The 22037-nt window shown below is 58.4% G+C and carries 13 protein-coding genes and 1 pseudogene; 10 read left to right on the top strand and 4 right to left on the bottom strand.

Annotated elements, in window-relative coordinates:
* Nucleotides 1–115: 115 nt before the first annotated feature.
* Nucleotides 116–421: a SpvB/TcaC N-terminal domain-containing protein gene (locus ACO550_RS37240; RefSeq protein ID WP_315597673.1), complete on the top strand. Its 306-nt coding sequence runs from the start codon at nt 116–118 to the stop codon at nt 419–421.
* A 220-nt stretch (nt 422–641) separates the two neighbouring features.
* On the opposite strand, the gene ACO550_RS37235 is transcribed toward ACO550_RS37240, so the two are convergent.
* Together ACO550_RS37235 and ACO550_RS37230 are read right to left on the bottom strand one after the other, a co-directional pair.
* The gene (locus tag ACO550_RS37235; RefSeq protein WP_315597674.1) at nt 642–1220 is read right to left on the bottom strand and encodes a DUF2939 domain-containing protein; all 579 of its coding nucleotides are present in this window, start codon (nt 1218–1220) and stop codon (nt 642–644) included.
* Between the two features lie 424 nt (nt 1221–1644).
* Nucleotides 1645–2976, bottom strand: coding sequence for a hypothetical protein (locus ACO550_RS37230; protein ID WP_315597675.1), 1332 nt, complete (start codon nt 2974–2976; stop codon nt 1645–1647).
* Between the two features lie 526 nt (nt 2977–3502).
* On the opposite strand from ACO550_RS37230, the gene dctP reads away from it, so the two are divergent.
* The 3 genes from dctP to ACO550_RS37215 all read left to right on the top strand — a co-directional run bounded on the left by dctP (nt 3503) and on the right by ACO550_RS37215 (nt 9908).
* On the top strand, nt 3503–6409 hold the full coding sequence (gene dctP, locus ACO550_RS37225) for a TRAP transporter substrate-binding protein DctP (RefSeq protein WP_315597676.1): 2907 nt from the start codon (nt 3503–3505) through the stop codon (nt 6407–6409).
* A gap of 12 nt (nt 6410–6421) precedes the next feature.
* Complete coding sequence (locus ACO550_RS37220; RefSeq protein WP_315597677.1) at nt 6422–8104, top strand: amidohydrolase family protein; 1683 nt, start codon at nt 6422–6424, stop codon at nt 8102–8104.
* 712 nt (nt 8105–8816) lie between these two features.
* Nucleotides 8817–9908, top strand: a complete 1092-nt coding sequence (locus ACO550_RS37215; RefSeq protein ID WP_315597678.1) for a WYL domain-containing protein — start codon at nt 8817–8819, stop codon at nt 9906–9908.
* Here the strand turns inward: ACO550_RS37215 and ACO550_RS37210 are convergent.
* On the bottom strand, nt 9884–10654 hold the full coding sequence (locus tag ACO550_RS37210) for a hypothetical protein (RefSeq protein ID WP_315597679.1): 771 nt from the start codon (nt 10652–10654) through the stop codon (nt 9884–9886). The genes ACO550_RS37215 and ACO550_RS37210 overlap by 25 nt on opposite strands.
* A gap of 180 nt (nt 10655–10834) precedes the next feature.
* Here ACO550_RS37210 and ACO550_RS37205 point away from each other — a divergent pair, with 180 nt between their 5' ends.
* The 6 genes from ACO550_RS37205 to ACO550_RS37180 all read left to right on the top strand — a co-directional run bounded on the left by ACO550_RS37205 (nt 10835) and on the right by ACO550_RS37180 (nt 21132).
* Nucleotides 10835–12454 (top strand): hypothetical protein, encoded by a 1620-nt coding sequence (locus ACO550_RS37205; RefSeq protein ID WP_315597680.1) that lies wholly within the window; start codon nt 10835–10837, stop codon nt 12452–12454.
* Nucleotides 12455–12461: 7 nt separating this feature from the next.
* On the top strand, nt 12462–15500 hold the full coding sequence (locus ACO550_RS37200) for an AAA family ATPase (protein WP_315597681.1): 3039 nt from the start codon (nt 12462–12464) through the stop codon (nt 15498–15500).
* A gap of 196 nt (nt 15501–15696) precedes the next feature.
* A complete protein-coding gene (locus ACO550_RS37195) occupies nt 15697–17343 on the top strand; it encodes a hypothetical protein (RefSeq protein WP_315597682.1) in 1647 nt (548 codons plus the stop codon).
* The gene (locus ACO550_RS37190; RefSeq protein ID WP_315597683.1) at nt 17336–19888 is read left to right on the top strand and encodes a hypothetical protein; all 2553 of its coding nucleotides are present in this window, start codon (nt 17336–17338) and stop codon (nt 19886–19888) included. Before ACO550_RS37195 ends, ACO550_RS37190 begins: the two co-directional genes overlap by 8 nt.
* 114 nt (nt 19889–20002) lie before the next feature.
* Complete coding sequence (locus tag ACO550_RS37185; protein ID WP_485995136.1) at nt 20003–20302, top strand: DUF6538 domain-containing protein; 300 nt, start codon at nt 20003–20005, stop codon at nt 20300–20302.
* A 293-nt stretch (nt 20303–20595) separates the two neighbouring features.
* The gene (locus tag ACO550_RS37180; RefSeq protein ID WP_315597684.1) at nt 20596–21132 is read left to right on the top strand and encodes a hypothetical protein; all 537 of its coding nucleotides are present in this window, start codon (nt 20596–20598) and stop codon (nt 21130–21132) included.
* A gap of 660 nt (nt 21133–21792) precedes the next feature.
* Here ACO550_RS37180 and ACO550_RS37175 read toward each other — a convergent pair.
* Nucleotides 21793–22037 (bottom strand): annotated as a pseudogene (locus ACO550_RS37175) (tripartite tricarboxylate transporter substrate-binding protein); the annotation flags it as partial.

The raw sequence follows: 22037 nt of genomic DNA, 5'->3' as shown, positions 1-22037 counted from the left end.
AAATTTCGTGCAATTGGATTTCGCCGGGTGGCTTCTACGCTCCAGCAATTGCTCGGATCCGCCTGGGTGCGGTTCCCCATGTAAAAGCAAGACGCACTAAACGGGAGCCCCTGCGATGGATATAGGCACTGCAGCGGGCGAGAACGCGGGCGATCACGGGACACAGCGTCTGTCCACGCCCTCGATCTCGTTGCCAAAGAGCGGCGGTGCGATCCGCGGTCTCGGCAAGAAGTTCGCCGCCAACCCGGCGACCAGCACCGATTCGATGTCGGTGCCCATCGCCGTCAGCCCATGCCGTTCAGGCTTCGGACCCCAACTCTCGCTGAACTACGACTCCGGCGCCCGCAATGGACCGTTCGTCTTCGGCTGGGGCCTTTCGGTGCCATCGATCCTTCGGAAGACCGAAAAAGGCCTGCCGTAGTACCTCGACGCTGTCGATTCCGACGTCTTCATTCCCTCAGGCGCGGAAGACTTGGTGGCGGTTCTCCAGGCCAGCGGTAGGCCCTTCCGTGACGACACGACCGCCCGGGTTCGTCAACCACCGCTACCATCCTCGCATTGAAGGGCTATTCGCGCGCATCGAGCGCTGGAGCAAGATCGGCTCGCCCGGCGATGTCAACGGGCGCGCCGGTCGAAGCCATTTATGGTTTCGACAGATCGGGAATCTTGATGCCTACCCATTTCCAGGACCAAAGACCGTCGCGTCGAAGGTCAGCGGTGATGGGTTCTCCGTTCTCTTTCGTAGCTGTGGCCTGTACCAAATCCCAACTTCGATACGAGACGTCATACCGCAATGTGTCCTTTGCCGCGTCTTTGCGAGGTGTGTCCGGCTCTGGTGCCGGGGCTGGTGCAGGTGCTTGCAGCGCCGAGGGCTTCGGACCAGGCTTCTCACCGGCCATCAGAGCCATCACCCCAGCGGGGGGCCCCATGGTTTCCACGAGGGTGTTGACCATAGCGAGGCCAATAATCTGCCCGAGTCCGGCGAATGGGTTGTCTTTTAACTCAGGAGAAGATGCTACATCGCCCTGGAGCGAAATCAGCAGCTGGGCTTTAAGGCTTTCTCTGAGCGCAGGATAGTCAACGTATGTGGAGAATTTCTCCGCATCACGCTTTTCGATTGCTGAGCGCATCTGGTAGATGGTCCAGTACGGACTCGCGTAACTCGCGACTGCGCCCACTACCATCACGGCGGCCACGCCGACTAACACTTTTTTGCTCATGGCAGTTTCCTGGCGGTTCTCTCCGGCATTGCTCTACTGGAATTCCGATCTAGTAGTCAATTTTAAAGCTTAGCGCCGCAAGGGCATACAAGGATCTCTCTCGTAGGAAGGGTACCGGAGGTCGGAGCCGCTAAAAGGTGATTTGACCGAATTCTTACGGGAGCCGCATGACTTCACCTAGTCTGGCCGCTCGATCCACATCGGTACGGTTTAGTGATGCGTTGCCGAGGGACTCTCGATCCTGAGGACCCCTTCGCCGTTTCGAGAACTTCGTCCGGGCGGACCGGCATATCAGATGGTGCGACGAGGATGCGGCCCCGATGTGCCGTCCCCTACGTCGATCAGCAGGCCGCGTCTCAAGCCAGGGCAGGGGTCGTGGGCTGGGCAGATCAATTTTTCTACGGCAGATCTGATGGCTGCGCCATTATCGGTCTACACGCGGGGGTGTTGTGTAGGCGGGCCCTGGTGATCCGGTGCCTCCACCCACCTGATTCTCGCCGCAACCGGCTGAGTTTGTGGGTGGGGGCGCGGCGGCAGGCGTACTTGCCCCACTGGCCGCAGTGGCACTAGCCGCCCCAACCGCGGGCGCACTTGCTCCCCCATTGCCGCCCTGCGTCGTCTTCGGCCTGTCCGTTGCGTGGCAGAGCGCCATATACCGAAAGGCGTAGGTGACTGGGCTTTCGAACCGGGTATCCATTGACAGTTGTGAATCGGACGCGCTGGAAAAGGACGCTGAAACGCCAGGGAAATCGGGGCCGAGGTTCGTCTTATTGATCGACGTAGCGACGACCAGTGCATCGACGACCTCCTTGGTGCGCTGAGCAAGCGGCTTGCTGGCGTCGACGATCGGAGGCGTAGCGGTTGGCGCGCTTGCTCCAGTCTGTTCGCTTTGTGCCGCTGGTTTGTCCGCGCCTCCATTTCCACCGCCTTCAGTTGGCAGGTTCACACCAAAAAGGTTCCCAAGCGTCTTCGTGACCAGTGCACGCTGGGAGTCAGGGGGCAGCAACATCGCCACCTTGGCAGCGGCCTTTGTTCCCTCCTTGAACTCCATGCTGACCTGGATTGCATAGGCCGCGACAACTTCACTGATGACTATTAGCGTTGCATTCTTGGTCTTGCATTGCCGCGCGAGATTGTTAAGCGATACCAGGTTGTCTTCAGCGTATGCATCGACCTTGTTATTCTGTTTTTCGGATTTGATGAGTGCGCGAAGCGCATCGTGCGGCAGACCGTATGAGACGGCAGAAGGCACCGACATCGACACTGATTTCAATGAATCGCTTGAGAGCCCCATGGTTCCTAGGAACGCTCCTGCCGGCAGAGACGCACCAAATTTAGCGCTCTTTACGGTCACGGAACCGAGGTCTGGCAGTGCGACAGTCATTTCCGGGACTGTCGCACCTGCATCTGAGGCAGCGGCTGGTCGTGCCTGTGCTCCTGACGCTGGTGTAATCGGCCTCTTCGGAAGCACGACCGATTTTTCATAGTGTTTTCTGAGGTCTTCCTTAACGTCCAGTCGCCCGAGCAGTCTGGGGAGCGCTTCTGCCTCGTACATGTTGTGGACGCCGAGTTCGTCGCTGTCGTCACAGACCGCGTAAATGTCACCCACTTGCAAGTCCTTTCGCGCTGGCCATACAGCGATGTAGTTGTACTGCCGCACGGTCTTGACCCACTCTTTGGGCAGTGCATTATCTTCTCCGCAACCGGACGCTAGTAATGCCGGGACGCCCACCGCCATCCATTTCCATCGTCTCATTGTTCTCTCCCTTGTTGAAATCCCGATCGAAGCGTGATTTTTGTTTTTTCAGCTCAGAGCTAGTCTAGCTAAACGAGGATGAAGTCGATCGCGCTATCAGATCCCAACTTAGGAGGGGTTCTTCCGTAAGGCACTGCGAAATCATTAGTGTGGACGTTTCTTTCTCATATTTGCAGTGCGCGGCAGGCTGTGCTTCTCGTCGCGCCGCGCCATGGCCCGAGGACTATCCAGCCGACGACTTGATGAATCAGAGTGACTTGTCTGCGAGCTAATATTCGGATCAGCTTCCCTGCCCGCGCGGACAAAGACATGGGACGCTCGGGTGCAGGTAGGTATTGGCGCTCCATGAACCCCCTAGCACTCCTGCGGTGAGGATGTTGCGATCAGTACACCTGCCTAGGCTATTTGAGCGTCAATCGTTCGCCGTTCTTAGACAAATATGACCGACGCTTGTCCGCCCCCAATCTATTGACGTGTTGCTGGACAATGACGTCACCCTATCGGGGGGATTGACACGGGACCGTGCTTGATTGAGTTTGCTGTTCGGGGGAGGATCAAAATGAAAAAAATATCTGGGCATGGATGCTGGAAAGCCAGCAAAGAAAGTTGGCTTTTGTTCATATTGACGTGGCTCGCCATCGCGTTAGCGACACCGTCCGCAGTCGCCCAAGTCTACAACTGGCGCGTTGCCTTACCAGCAGAAATCTCCAGCGTCGCACGAGATTCTATGTCCGAGGTTTTTCACTCATTTGATCCAGGCGCCAGCCGCGCATTACGAATTGAATCAGCTAAGAATTTGACATCAAGCTCTTCGGCGTTGGAGCAAGTGAAGCGTGGCGACATTCAACTGGCCGTGATTCCTTTGGGGGTCATGGCTGTCCAAACGCAGGGTTTTGAAATCTTCGATACGCTGTTTGTCTTCCGAGATCTGGCTGCGGTGGAGCGATATCAACGGAGCAACGACGGCCAGGCCTTGCTACGGCGAGTCGGTCACCAAGGGCTTGTTGGATTGGGCTACCTGCACGCCGGCATGTCACAGATTGTCTCGCCTAAGCAGTTAAAGGTACCTCGAGACCTAAACGGCATTACGCTTGGCACGACAGCGTCGGGCGATGTCAGGGAAGAACAGTGGGGTAATTTCGGCGTGACCACGGTGAAGGAGGCAGATAACAACCCAGTTATCGTCCTGAAGGAAGGCAAAGTCGACGCTGCCGAGGTACGGTGGTCCGAACTCGTGAACGCTTCGGTGGCAGCCTGGTCCGTTGCGGAAACTAACCATCGGTATCAGGGCTACGTGCTAGTCGCGAATCGTCGAGCTATGGAAGCCTTACCGGAATTGTTGCGTAAGAGTTTCCTAAACGAAACGAGTGTCGCCATCAGAAGGCAAAACACTAGAGTAGCCCGGGCTGAAGCCAGAGATCGCTTGCTGGTACAGGGCAGGGCACACGCGACAACGCCGCTTTCGATGCATGACTATGACACGTTGATCGGGGAGCTGAAGCCTTTCCTTGAGGAGCATCAGCCAGGATCCGTCGGGCAGGTGGCACGAGCCATTTCGGCCAGCAATGCCGTATTGTCACAAAAGTACTTCCCGGCAGTGAGTCGAAACATAGACTTCACGCCAGTTAATTATGCTGAGATGGAGAGGCTTGCCGCTGACTTGGGAAAGACTCCGACGCAAAGCGCTGACGTCGTGTACAACGCCATTCTCTCGCCAACATTGCCGAAGAACACAGCGTTTCCAAACAGGCAAGCGGTGAAAGCGGGCCAGGCCTCCACCATGCGGTTCAACATTGGCCCGCGCGATCCGGCCTCCGGAATAGCCAAGCAGTCTCCAGTACCGCAAATCCTTTCCAGTCGAACAGACATTGCTTTGAGCGTCGTCATGGCCTGCTCTTTCTGTGAGCCCTTTCAGGACTCTCTCAAAAGAGTGGTCTATCGACCAGATGTGCACAAGTCCGACGAAGTCGTCTTCAATTTTACGCCGCGTCGCACTGCTCAGGGTACACCCTACACCGGAACATTGCTCCTTCTCGTCAGCAACGACAGAACAGGACAGGAGCAAGACCGCATCTCGGTCGATGTAGTCATCGAGCCTGCAGAGACATCTCCCGCAGGTGCTAACCTCGCGCCGGCAATGCTTGCTACCGTGAACGAGCCGAGTCCGAAAGCAGATTGGGAACCCGATGTTGTTCTCTACGCAAACGAAGAGCTGGAGCGATATGTCAGTTTTGAGATCCAGCCGGTAAGCGAGGAGATGAAGAAACTGCTGGGGAAGCTGGCATTTGACAAAGGGGGCCAGAGAAGGAGGTTCCGATCCGGAATCAATGACGCTGATATGGTCGATGCTATGACGAGGAATGCATACGGAGTAATGTCTGCCGTGAGTTTGCAGGGCGAATTCCTCCGGCGCTTGAGTGCGACCGGCGTGGACGCAGTAGTGTCGAAAGCCTCACAGCAAAGCCTGTCTCTTACTGACGATGAATCGATGGCCGTGACGAACACCATCGCGGAAAGTGGGCAGCGGCTCTACCGGAATCTGTTCACGCAGTCAGCCGATTCCGATCTTCGCACCATGATCCAATCTCTGGAGAACGCCGCTGATTTGCCAAGGCCGAAACCGCTTCGGCTCAAAGTGGTGACGAATCGAATCTCGTTGCCGTGGCAGTATCTTCATCCCATTGGCCCTTCTATTGATGCAAAAAAATTCTGGGGCATGCGATTCAGTATCAGTGTCTCGCGCGCAAGTGCAGGGGGATCGAACCGGGGAAAGCTCAAGGACGACCCGGCAGAATACAAGGTCGTGTTTGCCCGCTATGGCAGCAGCGCGGATAGCAGCGTGCCGTTGGCGCTACAACAGATCAAACAGTTGCGGCAGGGTAGTGTGCAGGACTTGCTCGTTGTGGATTCTGGGCAAAAATTCCTGAATAGTGCGCTGTCAAAAGAGCGCAAGCAGATCTCCGCTGTAGTCGCCTTTCTGCACGCATCATCGGGAGCGGGAGGGGGCACCGCAGACCTCGTCGGGCCGCAGCTCGAATTCAATACAGGCGATCTCGTAACGAGCGAAAAACTTGAGAACCTTCTTAATGTACTGTCAGAGGAGGAGTTTGATTCCGGGGTGCCGTATCTTAGCCGGACGCCTCTGGTAATCCTGAATGCTTGTGAGACGGGACCGTCCACTCATCTGCCTCACGTGAAGCTCCAAGACGCGCTGTTTCAACTTGGCGTCCAGGGAGTCGTGGTAACGGAGGTTTCAGTGTGGATCCCACTTGGACACGAAGTGGGAACGCGCTTGATCGCAAAGCTTGGGCAAGGGCAATCGGTTAGCGACGCATTGACCGAAGTTCGTCAGGAGCTTCTGCGCGAAAAGAAGAATCCTCTTGGACTTCTGTATGTATATTACGGCGACCCCGCCGCGAAACTTCGATACTGAGGGATCCTTACTATGCATATCGACCGCCGGTCCTTTCTTACTACGCTTGCCGCCGCATTTGCATCTGTACCGTCGCTAGGAGGCGCGAAGACTCTTTGTCCGGACGATCCGACCATTTCGGACCTCACGGCACCGCTGACAATTGACGTTCATGCGCATATCTTCAACGGGCGAGACCTTCAGGTTCGAAAGTTCTTGTCCAAGACGCTGGTCAAGCAAGGTTCCGAGCTGTATCCGCTTGTGGATGTCATGGGGGCGGTTCTGCAAACTGTTGGATGGCATCTCGCTCCAAGTGCATCGAGAGAAAAGAATGCGCTGGAGACATATGCCGCCCGACTGAAGGAGTGCAAAGGGAGCGAACAACTGAAGACCGTAACGTCGCAAGCCTTCGATGTGGGCTACCAACTAGGAAAGAGGGAGCTGGAGGGCGCTGTAAATCGAGTCTCGCAGTCCCCTCAGGCCGCCGCTGTTCTCGGGCCCGCGCCAGGCGACGCGATCGGTTTGGCAGCGGCTGTAAGCGCGCTGCCAGCGACGTATCAGGAATTTGAAGAGACTCGTTCGGATTCTCTGCACGTACTCGGATCCAACCCGACCGTACTCGGGTACTTGCGGTTTGTGCTGAATAACTTCAACTACCGTCACGTCAACGCGATCGACTATCTTACGACATACTCGCGGAATTCGAGCCGCAAGATCGATCTTCTGGTTGCCAGTATGGTCGATTATGACTGGTGGCTGGCGCAAGGAAGGCATACGCCGACGACAATGGAAGAGCAGATCGATCTGATGGGGCAGATCTCGGTTCTCCTGGGTGGTCGAGTTCATGGATTTGTACCGTTCTGCCCATTCCGGGAGACGATGACAAAACGTAAGGATGGCTTCGGCGACTCCATGCGGTTAGTCAGACGCGCAGTAGAAACGCAAGGGTTCATAGGCGTAAAGCTATATCCTCCAATGGGATTCGCACCGTTGGGAAATCGTGGGAAAACGGTCTGGAAAGGTACCCCGGGTCTACTGCCAGCTGCGTACGCCCCTGCTTTTGGTGACCGCCTTGATGCATCCATGAGGAGCTTGTTTAAGTACTGCTGCGACAACGATGTTCCCGTCATGGCGCATTCGAATCATTCGAATGGCCCAAATGATGCACTCATGGATCTTGCTGGGAGCGAGTATTGGGCGCTTGCACTAAAGGAGTTTCCGACTTTGCGCGTGAGCTTCGGTCATTTCGGTGACACGGACACGGAGCTCCATCGCGGAGATCGTTCTCTCAAGTTTCTCGAGCTAATGAGTGCGACGAAGGGCGCTGCAGGCATAAACGCCTATGCTGATAGTGGCTACTTCGCTGGTGTGCTGCTTAACCAGCCTAAGATGGCTGAGATCATGCAAAAGTTATACGCAGCTTCCCAGGATCACGTTCTACGTGAACGGCTGATGTACGGTACAGACTGGACCATGATCCTCCCGCAGAAGAATGTCGATCGCTACCTGGCAGACTTCATTGAACTGATGGGGAGAATTGAGGCCGAGGAGACGGGCGTTGTTGTACGGCAGACGACGTTAACAAACGCGTTCTTCGGGAAGAATGCAGTCGACTTCCTTGGGTTGATGCCCGGAATGCCGACCCGCATGCGGCTAGAAAATTTTTACGCCGATAATCATGTGTCCACGCCAGACTGGACGCGCAAAGTAGGGTGAAGCCCATCGTCATGCGAAATGTAACGACGTCATTTAAGACAACCCGAGTTGTCCGTAGTGGTACAACTTGATACATGGTAACGACGTCTCCCTATGCGGATAGGGATGTCACACGAATGAAGTTTTCAACGAAATAAAAGAATGATCGAAGCTGAGGTCGTCCCATCTGCGTGGATGCGGTGGAGGCCGGCAACAAGGGGGGAACATCGAAGAAGCGAATCGGCAAGATCGGGGTCTGGTGGAGCCCGAGCCCACTTTGTCCCCCCGCTTCTGGCCGGGTGGGTTGAGTCAGCCGAACTACTACCCATCTGATTGGTATCGGAGCGATCGGGGCCGGCAGGCCACGAGGGAGTCTGCGGTTCGAAACAAGATTCCGACCTACACACCGCATTTAACATAAATTGCGTCAACCTTTCAGGGCCACACTGAATAGTTCTGCAAGGTGAAGGGCGGTTCGTCATTCGGCTGCTTCCGGAGGGATGTAGTCGGTTGTGTTTGCGATGACACGGCGACCATGCTGGGCCTCAGGTGGTCCATCCCTCCGACGTCGGGTTCAGGGCATACCGGGCAGCGTCGATATTTGAGGCTGAGGACCGCATCCATCGCCCCTATTCTTGCTCTGTTTCCGCACCATGCAACAAGCCAACCGTCGCGACCCTTCAATCCCGAGTTCGATCTTCCAGTCAAAGCGATTTCCTGCGGGCGAGGGAGTATGAACTCCAGCAAGTGGCCGCAACTCGACGGCATTATCTTGCAGTGCATGCCGGAGGTTCCGCGGGAACCGATCTCGTCTGGCATCCTTTACAGTCGCGTGATGGAGCGCTGTGGCGATGGCGCGCCTAGCCGCGACACGATCGCGCGCGCGCTCGACCAGATGCACGCCGACGGCCTGATAGACAAGCAGGGAGAAGCGCGGGCCCGAGTCTGGTGGCGAACTGGTAGGCCTGCTCCATCCGATCACGCGCGCCGGCCGCCGTTGGACCTGGCGATCGCCCTGATGACGCTGCGACGGCATGCGCACCACCATCTTCCCGGCCATATTTCGCGTGGCCTGCAGGCGTATTTCGAAGGCGCTGAAAAGGTGCTTGGGGAAAGCCTGGTCGATCCGCTGCTACGGCAGGCAAGGGCGTGGCCAGGCAAGACGGTGCGGGTTGAAGTCGGCTACCCACTGACATCGCCGCCTGTATCGAACGAGATTCTCAACGCAGTACGACATGCCCTGTACACGGGCCGGGTTCTCGAGGTGACGTATCGCAATTCCCGGCTCGACACCAAGACACCGTCGTCGTATAGGGTGGTGCCGCTGGGCTTGGTCGAACGTGGGCCGGTGCTGTACGTGGTTGCCACGCGCCGCAGCCACACCGGCCCGTTCCGCTACTACCACCTGCGCCTGGACCGGTTCGTTGCGGCGACATGCACCGAAACGCCCGGAGAAACGGATCCTGCCTTCGATCTGGACGAATACGTCCGACGAAGCGAGTATTTCTCGTTTTTTCCGGACGGCAAGATCCGGCTGGAGTTGCGCGTCCTCGAGGACGACAACTTCGGCCACCTTTTTCGTGAGCAGTGGCTGGCCGACGACCAGCAGATCATCGATGAGCCGGGAGGCTTCCGCCTTCAAGCCACTGTGATGCTCTCCGTGGCACTGCGCAACTTGCTGATGGAACGCAGTGCTCGCGTCGAGGTGCTGGCCCCGGCAGCCTTGCGCACCGAGATTGCGTCGCAGCTACAGCAGGCTGCCAGTTGCTACGACGCGGATCGAGGCGATGCGCCTGGTCCTCAGTGCCCGGAGTCCGCCGTGTGAGACATCGGCCACGGATAGGCGACCAGCATCTCGGCCGACAGGTCGGCAGCCGAGGAGGGGCGTCGCCACAAACACATGCGCTCGCGCATCAGCGGATTGAGCGAGACGACGCACTCCATGACCTGCATCTCCGCAGCGACGACGATACGCGCGGGGGTGACAAGGCTCGCATGCAACGCGGTAGCAACCGCGGCGGTAAGGCGGCGACCTACGGTGTCGCGGTTCGATCCACGCTCGCTCGACAGCACACAGAGCGCGTTCATGCGCGCCAGTTCCTGGGCGCTCCACGGCTTCTCCTGCGGAGCCTTCAGCATCGGTTCTATCATCGTGCGCGCCATGATGGCCAGCGAACTGGCGAGGCTGTTGGCACCGGACAGCACCCAGCAGCCATAGCGGCGCTGCGGCAGATGGTGGATCGAGCCCAATACCAGCGCGATCTCGCTGGCACCCCGCCGGTACGCCTTGCCCATGGCGTCGACCGGGCCCATCGCATTCCAGCGTGCCCCGCCGAAAACGCCGCTCAATCGCGTGGCATCGACGAGATGGACGACCAGGTCGGGGCAGCCCATGTGCTGTGCATCCACCGCCCACGCCAGTCGACCACCGAGGTCAGGCAGATCAGGCAGCAGACTGGCGGCCTCCTGATTGGAGAAGCCCCAATGGCGCAGCAGCACCTGCTGGCGACTCGAGCGGACAGCGGCGCGGCCTTGCGCGGCGGCGGGGGCAACAGACATCAGAGCGTGCATGCAATTTCTCCAGTGAAGTACGACAAGGAGGATTGTTCATGCCGATCTCCGCAACGCATGCGTAGATGTGGCGTTCTAATCGACTCAAGGCAACGATCCGGGCCCCCATAGAGCGCTAAAGATTGCGGCGAAACTGCCGAACAGAATGAAAAGCACAAAAACTCCAAACTGAACCGAACCATGTCATCCGAACACCTCGACAAATCCTATCCACGCCCGAATTCCGCACGGGCTCCAATCTCAACCGATGCCATCAGCGGACTCAATGCCGAAGAAGGCGCTGATGCCGATAGCCTGTTGCCACTGCCGGTCGATGCAGGCGGCCAACCGATCGACGTCGCGGCCGCCGACACCGCTGACGTCGTCCAATCGTTCTTCGAGTCGTACGCAAAGCGACAGCCGAACGAGACGGAAGCGGAGTGGCTAGCGAAGGAATTCCGCAAGTATCCCGATGTCTGGGAAAGTGACGCCGAACGGGAGTCCGCAGCGCGTGACGTAGCGGCTTCCGTCGAACGGGCGTTTCGCAGCAAGGCCGATCTGCAGAAGGCGCAGGCAGCGGGCAAAAGCCGAGCGAGCTGGCTCGCAGGCGAGATCAGCCGCATTGGCGCGGCTCAGAATATCAACGACATGGGCGCGTATGCGGGACGCATTGAGACAGCGCTCGGAGAGGCCACCGCGAACAGCATGGCAGCCGTCCTGCGTCAGGATGGAAAAGTCAGCCAATGCATGAACCTCGACGGGTTCATCGCGGAGCAGCATCATGTCGACACCTTCAATATCGAAGCAACGACCAAGGGCAGCCCGTATCGCGCAGAGGTCCTCAAACCGAAGCCCGGCGAGACATTCGGCAAGAACTCGGTCGACATCGTCATCCGCAATGGCGACGGCAAGATCGTGAAGCGCTATCAGTCCAAGTATGGCGCCGATGCGGATTCGACGGGCAAGCTTTTCGACAGCGGCGACTATCGGGGCCAGACCAAGCTCGTGCCCGAGGGCCACGGAAAGGACATCCACAAGAGCACAGAGACGATCGAGATCGGCGACATCAAGTCGAAGCCCTTCAGCAAGGAGGCCGCCAAGGAGCACCAGGAGCGCGCGCAGAAGGAAGGCAAGTCAAAAAGCTACGACTGGGAGACCGTCGACCGCGGCACATTCGCGCGGAAGCTGCTGAAGGATGCGCTGATCGCCTCGCTAATCTCGGTGGGCTTCCAGGGTGCGCGGATTCTGGGACGCCGCGCGTGGAACACCTTGCGAGGCAAGCGGAATCTGTCGGCCAGCGAAGACCTCCAGGAGTTCCTGTCAACCTCATTGTCGAGCTTCGCGAATACCGGGGTTCATACCGTATTCGCAGGTGCGATGGTGATCGCGGTCAAGCGCGGGCTGGTTGGTTCAGTGCTGAAGGCAACGCCACCGGGCCGCATCGCTACCGCCGCGTTCGTCGCGCTAGAGAACATCAAGATTCTGTTCAAGCTAGGGAAGGGCGACATTAATGGTGAAGAGGCGTTGGACGCCATGGGGGAAACCACCACGGTCGCGCTAGTCTCGCTGGTTGCCGCAGGGGAGGGTGCTGCGATCGGTGGCGCTATCGGAACGGTGTTCGGGCCGGTCGGCACGGCGATCGGAGGCTTTGCTGGCGGCCTAGTCGGCGGCATCGCGGGCGGTGCCGCGGGGCAGGCGATCTACGCCGGCGCTAAGAAGCTCGGCAAACAGACTGTTTCATTCTTGTCCGCGGCGGCAAGTACGGTTGCAGAGACTGCAAAGAACGCGGTCAGCTCCGTCGCGGCACTGTTCTCCTGGTAGAGGCTTCATGCTGCGAAGACAAGATCTGCTCGATGAACTCGATCGGCAAATTCAGGCGGGCGCCACCGGCTTCTACATTCAATCGGCCGAGGAAGGGCGCCTGGATGGCCTTCTCGTGGAGCTGTGCGAGATGCGCGCTCTCAAACCAATGGAATGGAATCGTGCATACGGCCTATGCCGCTTCGACACCAAACGGCCGCTGCGTGAGGAAGGCGACCGTGCCTACGAACTCGGGCAGGCACTCGAGCGCCTGCTTGACGAAGAATTGGACGGACGGCTGGTGATCATTCGTCATGCCCGGCTGGCGCTCGAGGGCAATGATGTCGCGGTCGCGCGACTCAAACTACTGCTGAGCCGCGTGACGCGTCATCACGCGGGACGATCCGCCGTCGTACTTATCGCAGAGCGCCTGAACGTACCGTCTGAGCTAGAGGCGCAGCTGATGGTGTACGGCTTGGCGCTGCCGCGCGGCGAAGAAGTCGCTGCATTGGTGAAAGATCGATATGCGGCTGCAAGCGACGATCTGCTGAAGCGTTTGACAGTAGCGTGCGGTGGCCTGAGTCAGGAAGAGATTGTCCATGCGTTGTCGCTTGCGAGTCCGCTTGCGGCGGGGGTGCTGGACGACTCGGCGCTCGATATCGTGCTCCAGCTGAAGGAGCAGGGCATCGCCAAGAGCGGTGTACTCGAGATGGTGCGTGCTGACGTCACCGCGCACAGTGTCGGCGGCTTGCGCAATCTGAAGGACTGGCTTGAACGTCGCGCCAAGGTAATGGTGAACCTTGCCGAGGCCACGGCATTCGGTGTCCAAGCCCCTAAGGGCGTTTTGATCGCTGGCATGCCGGGTTGCGGCAAGTCCCTGACTGCCAAGATCACCGCGTCAATGTTCGGCTTGCCGCTGCTTCGCCTCGATATCGGTTCGCTGCTGGGGAAGTATGTGGGCGAAAGCGAGCACAACATGCGGCGGGCTCTCCATACTGCCGAGGCCATCAGTCCCTGTGTGCTGTGGATCGATGAACTGGAGAAGGCGTTTGTTGGCATGGGAGGCGCCAACGCCTCCGAAGTGACGTCGCGCCTGCTCGGATACTTCCTCACCTGGATGCAGGAGAAATCGGGCGCGGTGTTCACGATCGCCACCGCCAATGACATCACTGCGTTGCCTCCTGAGTTGCTGCGAAAGGGTCGCTTCGACGAGATTTTCTATGTCGGTTTCCCGGATTCCGACGAGCGTCGCGAGATCATCGAGATCCATCTCAAGCGACGGCATCAGGATCCGACGGCATTCAACATGGAAGGGTTGATTGCACTTAGCCGTGGCTATACTGGTGCCGATATCGAGAACGCAATCAATGAGGCCATGGAGGTCGCGTTCGTCGAGGGTGGCGTCCTGAGCCAGAAGCAGATCGATGCCGCCATCGAGCAGACGACGCCGCTGCGCGAGACGATGCAAAAGAAGGTGCGCGAGTATGAAGAGGCGTTTGATAAGCTGAAGCTTAAGCCAGCCTCACGGTACGATGGACTCAGCGTGGCGGAGATGATCCGGCTGGCGGACGCCAAGAACCCGCTGCGCCGGCTTGAAGTAGCCCATAGTCGCGAGGTGCCAGAGGACCTCATGCTCAAACTGGCGGAGGACTCTGATCTCGAGGTTCGCAAGGCCATCTACACGCATGTTCGTTGTCCCGAGTCCCTTCTTTCCGAGCAGATCAGCAGAGCGGAGGGGGAGAGCAAGGATGACGACATCTTTCCTCTGGCATGTGTCCATGGCAAGGCGCCGATCGATTTGCTGGTGAGGATTACCAAATCGAGCAAGGTTCCCGACGATGTGCTTTGGAAAATCTTGCGCGTGACGGCGGAGCCCGAACGCATCCTGCAGGCCGCATCCCTGGATGACTGGCGTCCAAGCGGTTCGCTCGCATCGAGGGTATTCACCTCGAGCCGTGGCAAGCGCCCCCCAACGCCGGCAATGGAGGCATTGGCACGTAATCCGCATGTCACGTCGTCGCTGCAACGCTTTCTGTCATCAAACGAAGTTCCTGTCGAGGTTCGCAAAAATCTAGCAAGAAATTACGGCCTGTCTACCTCGACGCAGCATACGCTAGCGGAGGACGCTGACGAAACGGTACGACAGTCACTGGCCGGTGCACGCATTCCCGAAGAAATACAGAGAAAAATGGCCAGCGATGCTTCGGAAGCAGTACGCTTTGAGCTGGCGGGGAACTGGTCTCTGACTCATGATATCCAGATTATACTCGCGGGCGACGTCAGTCTGAAGGTGCGACAGGAACTTGCAGCGGGCGATCATGAAGCAGCGCTGCTTGCGCTCGTGGATGATGAGAATGAAGCGGTCTTCGGCGCGCTGCTCGGGCGAAGCGACATACCCGATGCGGTGTGCGAAAAGATCCTGAGCAGTCGCGCGGCGCGGAAGCTGAAACTCATCAAGTCTAGGGCGGGCGACTATCGGACGTTCTCGGACGCCATATTGGACAAGATGATCCAGCACCCCGACCATGCCGTTAGGCAGGCGGTATGCGAGTGTCTCAGCGAGTCACTGAACGATGTCCAAAGATGTCGATTACTGTACGACGCCACGCTCAGTGAGGCGGTCCGCCTGGGAATGGTGGATGCTTACATGTCGTCAGAACAGATTATGCTTGCGTTGCTGGATAGTGAATCTCCTGCGCTACGGGAGTTCGGATGTTGCATGTTTGAGACCAACCCGAGGTTGGGTGATTCGTTCTTCATAGCGCTCGCCGGGCTGAGTACCTGGCGAAGAGGGTTGGTCCAACGACAGCTCCTAGCCGATTTCGCGATTGAGGATATCCGTCTGCAAACCTTGCTGGCCATTGACACGGACGTGGAGATCCGCAAGGGCATCGCACAGCGGGATCTGGAAGATGGCGTCAAGGTGCTACTCGCGGAAGACTCTGAGCAGGAAGTGCAGGACATCCTCGCGGAGGGTGCTTCGGTGGAGATCGGTTGGCATCTGATGCAGAAATCTCTGGAAAGAACCCGTTCGGCGATCACCAGGGTGATAGGGCACGGCAGTTAGCTAACAGTGATACCTGTCCGATGGTAGCGGTAGCAAGTTGTTAGCCTTGACCATTCCAACGCAAACCAGCGGCGGTTAATCGCTAGGCCATGACCTAGTGCGATCGAATGCGTATGCAGCATAAAGCAAATGAGGAAGCGAAGGCCCCGCAGATGCTGCTACGCGGGTCCGGATATGATCATTAAGAGAGAGGGAATTGAAAGTCGACACCGCGTGGGTTGAACCTCCGTACTCCATCGGCGGATTGGATCACCTCGGCGCACAGGCGCCGTGCATTCTTATTTACGGCCAGCTATTGCCTGGTATCACGAACGTCACTGACCGGGCACGCTATTATTCCTTCTATCCGTGGCTCATATGGTCGCTTGCTCAACGCTTTCCGGATGACGAGGATGAGACATCGTTCGTCGAGCGTTTTCGGCGGGCCGATTGCCTGTTCACGCTGATCGCCGAACACCACGCGCAATGCACCGACAAGATCAGCGAGCGCCACGGCGCAGCGATGGTCGGTCGACAGAAGCTGGTCAGCGCGGTGCAACGAGTGCTCGACGGCGAGACACTGAAGCTCGTTAGGTTCACCGCCAACGACTCCGAAGACCGGTACTTTATGAATCGCATGGGTGGACTTTCGCAGTACTACGCGGGCACACTCGCCGACTTGCGCGTGCTGGACGGAGGCAGAAAGCCGTGGTTTCGATTCACCAAGGAAGTCGGCAAGCCAATAGCCGAAGCCTTTGATGCTTCGGTGCCGGCAGACCTCTTCTGGAACATTGTCGAGCATGGTGAGGTCGCTGACGCCAGCCTTCAACAACTGCATGCGTTTTGCCCGTGTAATCTTCGAAACGCGGGCTCGAGCGAACGCGATCAGCTCACCGATATCTATTTCGACCGGAAGCGTGAGTACGGGGAGGAAGGTACTCAGCGCAAGCGTTCGCTGGCGCTGATCCAGCGCCTCATCGACAATCTGCCGCCCGGTATCGAGTTTTCCGAAAACGTATTCCGCGCCGCCGTGTATGGCAATGCGTTGCCTGGCCCGACGGGCTGGAACATCCCGGCCGATCTGGCGTCTACCCGTGAAAACTGGGCTGTCTACGTCCGCAACGATCTGCTATCGGTCGCCGTTCAGACGATCTTCGCGCTTACCTTGAACAAGTTGTCACCGCGGACTGCGGGTGAGAGCTACGTGTGCGACACGGTCGAGGCTTTCGCGAAGGCATTCAGGGAATCGGGCCACGTGGCTGGCTTCGTTGCCGAGACGGACTGCGCGACGTTTGGAGCGTGGCTTTCGAACATCGAATCGGCATTGCCGGCGCTCGGCGAATGGTCCGCGGACGGTCACGAGCTGCCGCTGGCTCAAAAAATGGTGTCGTCCTGGGGGCGCGCAAGCGACTCTGCTTTGCTTGCGTCGGCCATGCGGGTGCTCGCGATCCTCGCTATTCGCGACGATTTGAGTTGCGCGCCCTATGACGGGCTCGCGATCACGCCCCAAGCGCTGCAAGATTACCCCATAAATCTCTATACGTTTCGGCGCAAAGCTGCGGCATGGCGCGAGATGCCACTGGGCGACGTGATCTATGACGTCGTTGCGTGGTGCATGAATACGCATTTGCGCGTTTCGTTGCGCAAACTTCATCGCACGAGTTCGGCGACGTTTCGCTTCCGTCCCTCCGAGCGCGGTTTGCAACTGACAGATGGAAACATACCGGCGCCATCCAATACCACGCCGCGCTTCCGTCAAGCGTTCCAGATCTTGATGGACATAGGCGTGGTCGTGCGCGATGAAGACAAACAGACGTCGTTGAGTGCGGAAGGCAAGCAGTTGATGGAGGCCGTCAGTGATTGATTCGATCTCCCTTTTGAATGTCATCAAGCAAGGCGGCTTCGACGCATCGCTGATCACCTCGTTCAACGCGAGTCTGCCCTTCTACGAGGAGGTCGTGCTGCGTCGTCTGGTGGCGGCAGGATGTCAGCAGAACATCGTCTTGATGGATCACGCGCAATGCAGTTTGAGCTGGCAATCTGAAGCGACCCGTCCGAGGTTTGCAGGCACGGCGTATTCGCTCGTGCCGGTAAGCGTGCCCGGGGCGTTCCATCCGAAGGTCTGCATTCTGGCCGGCAAAAAGAAGGCGGCGATTCTCGTTGGCAGCCACAATCTGACACTGTCTGGCTTTGGCTACAACCGGGAGATCACGAACTGGGTGCACGTGACAGACCGTAAGGATCGGGAAGGCACCGCATTGCTGGACTCGGTGTGGCAGATGGTGCGCGAATGGATCGAACTCGCACGCGAGCATGTTCCGCCATCCTTGATCGAAGCGGTACTTTCCTTCTCCAAAAGCGTGGCGCAATTGTCGACGCCGGGCGCGGCCACGACGACTGTCGCTTTGCATCAATGCCCGGGAGGACCGTCGCTCATCGAGCAGATCGGCGCGCGTGTGAATGGCGAGGTTCGCAGGATCGGGGTGACCGGCGCCTTCTTCGATAGCGACCTGGCTTTCGTTGCGCATCTACACGAACGCTGGCCGCGGGCCGACGTGGTCGTGGCAATTGATCCGGAAACCGTGCATTTGCCAAGCATGCGTGAGGTACAAGCGCGTTTCGTGGACGCGAGGCTTCTTTGGACGAGCGCTGGCAATCGCGGCGACAAGTACCTGCACGCGAAGGCGCTTTACATCGAGCAGACGCATGGCGATGGGAGCATACTCATCTCCGGAAGCGCCAACCCTAGCCGCCCCGCTTGGATGGGCAATCGAAACAGCGCGAATGTCGAAGCGGTGGTTATGCGCATGGGCCCGGACGCGCAGGCCACGGCAGAGGCGCTGGGATTGTGCGGAATGTTCGCGCTACCAGCGCTTTCGGCCAGCGAGCTTGAGGCAACAGCTGCACGAAGTGTCGCCGAAATACGCGCGACTGATGAATCCGCCGAGCCCTTCTGGATAGGTGTGGCGGCAAGCCCCAACGAACTGCGAATCGCGACGCTGGGCCCGGCGATTGAGCTGGGTAGCGCCAGTCTGTTGGGCGACAGTCTGGACGTGATTCAGGCGAATATCGCCGTAACTCGGACGGGTGACGTTCTGAGCGTGCCCGTCTCGGTCGACATGAGGCTGGTCCGCGCGTGCGACTTGTTCATGGGTAGTGAGCGCGTGGCAAGGGCGATGATTGCGCACCCGCATTTGCTGATGGCAGAGACGCAATCGTCGCATCGTCAGGTTCGCGATGCGCTCGGTGCATTGGACCCGTCCGGTGAGAGCATTTCGGAGATGCTCAAGGCGGTCGAAGATGCGATCTTCGAACCGGCTTCCGAAGAAGAAGTGCAGAACGAAGTGCGATCACGGCGTGGATCGGCACAAGCCGGCACAGCGAGTGGCGGCCGGCCTGACACATTTGAAGTAAGCGTCAGCGAGCTTCGTCAGTCCAGGAAACGTCGCCGTCTGGTCGAATCCGCTGATATCGTCACGCTGATTGACCTGCTGACCCGCAAAATCGGCGAGGAGCTACAGACGCAGCCGACCGTGCCTGTGGACAAGTCAGGCCGTACCGAGGAAGAACAGATTAATCAGGACGACGAACCGGAGCAATCGGACGACATGCCATACGTTGACGCTCAGGCTCAGGCACTCCAAGATGCCGAGATCGCACGGCGGGTCGCCAAGAAAGTGACAAACCTCATCAACCGGATGCTCCTAAAGCTGACGAAGGCCGACCAACCCGACACCAAGGCGCGAGCGGTCGTTCAACTCATCGCCGTACTTTCGCTTGTGAAAGAGCTGGTGCGTATCGAGCGCTTGCCCCGTTGGCGAATGGCGCGCGAGTTCCTCGTTCCTGAGGCCGATCGCCGTCGCTTTCTGGACGAATCCATGGGGTGTTTGTTCAATTCCAGAACGCGGCTCATCGACACACTGACGGACGATACCCATGCTGAAACCGAGGAAGCAATTCAGCTCCGTGTGCTGCTGCTGTGGCTGGCATGGAGTATCGGTGACAAGGTTCCGGAATCGCAATTTGACGCGTTTGACCCGAACGGTCAGAACGAACAGTTGCGCGCCAAGGCGATGTTTCTCGCCCTGGCGCCCCCTGTTGCGGGCGACGCCGCCGCGAGCAACGAACTCAGGCGCTACACTGCGGCGACGCTTCGGCCCAATCCTTTGGACGCCGCGCGCGCGGACAGATGGATTCGGCTCGCCAACGAATTTGGCCTGTTCTGGAGCAGGAACTTGTCAGATGCGCCGCGAATCGAGGTAGGCGGATGTTGCATCGTGGGAGACGGTAGCTATCCTCGCGTCGTCGCTGAGGTCCACGGTGAATTGGTCGGTTTCTGGGACTTCGGATCGATCCGGTCCTTCAGACAAGACTTCGTGATGGCGGTCCAGCCGGAAGTGGGGTCCTGACAGTCCGCCGCAGTATCGGTCATCAGCCTCAACCGCCGCTATCTTCCGATCGAGGAAATCGAACACAGCGAGCTGATCTCATAGCACTCCTGGAGATGTGCCAAGCGGAAGAGGTTGAAACCGGGACTTTGGAACTCATGCCCATGGCGCCTACCGACCTTCGTCGCGACTCAGAATCCGGCGTGTACTACTTGCGCCGCCGCATCCACCGACGTCCTGAGCTGCTACCCCGGCAAGACCGAGGAGTCCTTCTCCCTAAGAACCAAAGATTATCGGACTGCGATAGAGCCGCATCGGCGCGAAGAAGCCAAGCTGAGTGCGGAGTGGGAAAAGCATCGCCAACGCTTGGCGCAAATCATGCGCGCCAGCAACCCCACGCCGTCCAACGAATCGAGGCTCTCACCCCCGAGGTAATTAACACCATCTGCGCGCATTTCGAGGTGGCGAGTCTCGCCGGGGATGGGTAGCGCCGTGAACAAGGCAACAATCTGGAAGAGATCGAGGAGTACAAGGCTGGCGATGCAGCGGCCAACCTTGACCTCCAGGCATCGGGGGCAATTGGTGACATAAGCCAGATTCGCCCGCTTCTGGAGCAGTTTCTTGACCTGTACAGGTACGACGTCAACGTGCCGGAAGTCGACATGCGGGCGGCACCCTCGATTCTTTGCGCGTAATAGAATGGAGTTTTCTTCAAGAAAAATATCAAGTTGGCACAAGCAAAGTCCCAATTTATTGGTGCAGCCGGGCAGTTTTACCTATCTTATGCCCTAGCCGCGAGGCATATCAACGTCAGTCTGACGCTTGGTAATGCTCCCAGTGTCGACGCGCTAGCGTCATCAAGCGACGGGCGCCGCACCATGGCGATTCAGGTCAAGACAGCAAAGAGCGCGAAGAAGAAGCGCTACGGCCGTCTAGGCTACGAGTGGTACGTTGGTGGCGCTGTGATTGGCAAGCACGCTGAGTCCTTCGTCTATGCGCTACTGGACTTCAAAGGCGACATGACCATGCAGCCCGACGTGTTCTTCGTGCCCTCCCGCTGGGTTGCAGAATTCGTCAAGCCAGGCTGGAAGATGTTCCTCTATTTCTTGCCGGCCACGGCAGAAATTGAGGCGTTGACGAAGAATCGCTTTGACCTTGTCCAGCAGTACCTGGCCGGCCAGTCCGCCGCACTGGAATGGGTTAATGCATGGCCTGAAGATAAGCTCATCAAATGGGGAAGGCCGCAGGTTGTCAACGCGGACTGACGCACAACCTGTTAACACGGGCAAGGACTACCCGGCCAGCGTCCACCTGACCGCTGGCGCCGCGGAGCAATTCATTGCGGCGCAGGCTCAGGCCCGCATGCTGGTGGACGTACGCGCCATCAGATTGCGCTGCCATCGAGCAGAGACCGCGCGGATGACGGCTTTGCCGAGTCCGACAGACGGTCGCGGAGCAGCGCAGCAAGCTGCTGCCCGGCTTCCAGGTCCCGGCGCGACCTGAATCTGCAGCACTGGCGCACGCTTGCAGGTTGGGAGCTTGGCGTAGCGCCTCGAGCGCCTCCGGCCATAGCAGGGCACTCAGCAGGGGATAGCCGGTCACGAAATCGGCAGCGCCGGGCATACCGAGACCATATTGCGGGAGATCACCTCGGCAACATGCGCGCCAGCAGCACTATTAAGATAAGGAATCCAATCGCAATAGCACCAGATGCGCCCCACACCAGAGCGCGCATCCCCTCTCAGTGGGTAAACCTGAGCACGCCAACGCGGAACTGTAGTCGTAGCTCAGGCTAGATGGCACTACAGTCCGTCGGACGATGCCCCAGTGTCGCAAAGCCACACTAGCAATGATAAATAGCAAATCCAAGCTAGCCAACGCTCCCGCCATTCGTATTTGTCGTGTGGCGTCGATTGCCCGCAAACTCATTGAAGCTCTATATTCGCTTGCCTCACCACTGAGCGCCACTTTGTCAAGTCGGCCGACAGGGTGTTCGCAAGCTTCGCCGGTTCCCCGCCGAGCGGTGCCGCGCCCATCTCGGTGAAAGCCTTGATCACTTCCGGATCGGTGAGTACCTTGTTTATCGCCTGGTTCATGCGATTCAGAATCGGCTCCGGTGTAAGCGCCCGGTGAACCCGTCTTGACGGGGCTACGCAGGAAGGACGGAAGC

The sequence above is a fragment of the Cupriavidus sp. genome (assembly GCF_057315035.1).
This window is presented reverse-complemented; position numbering and strand designations above follow the sequence as displayed.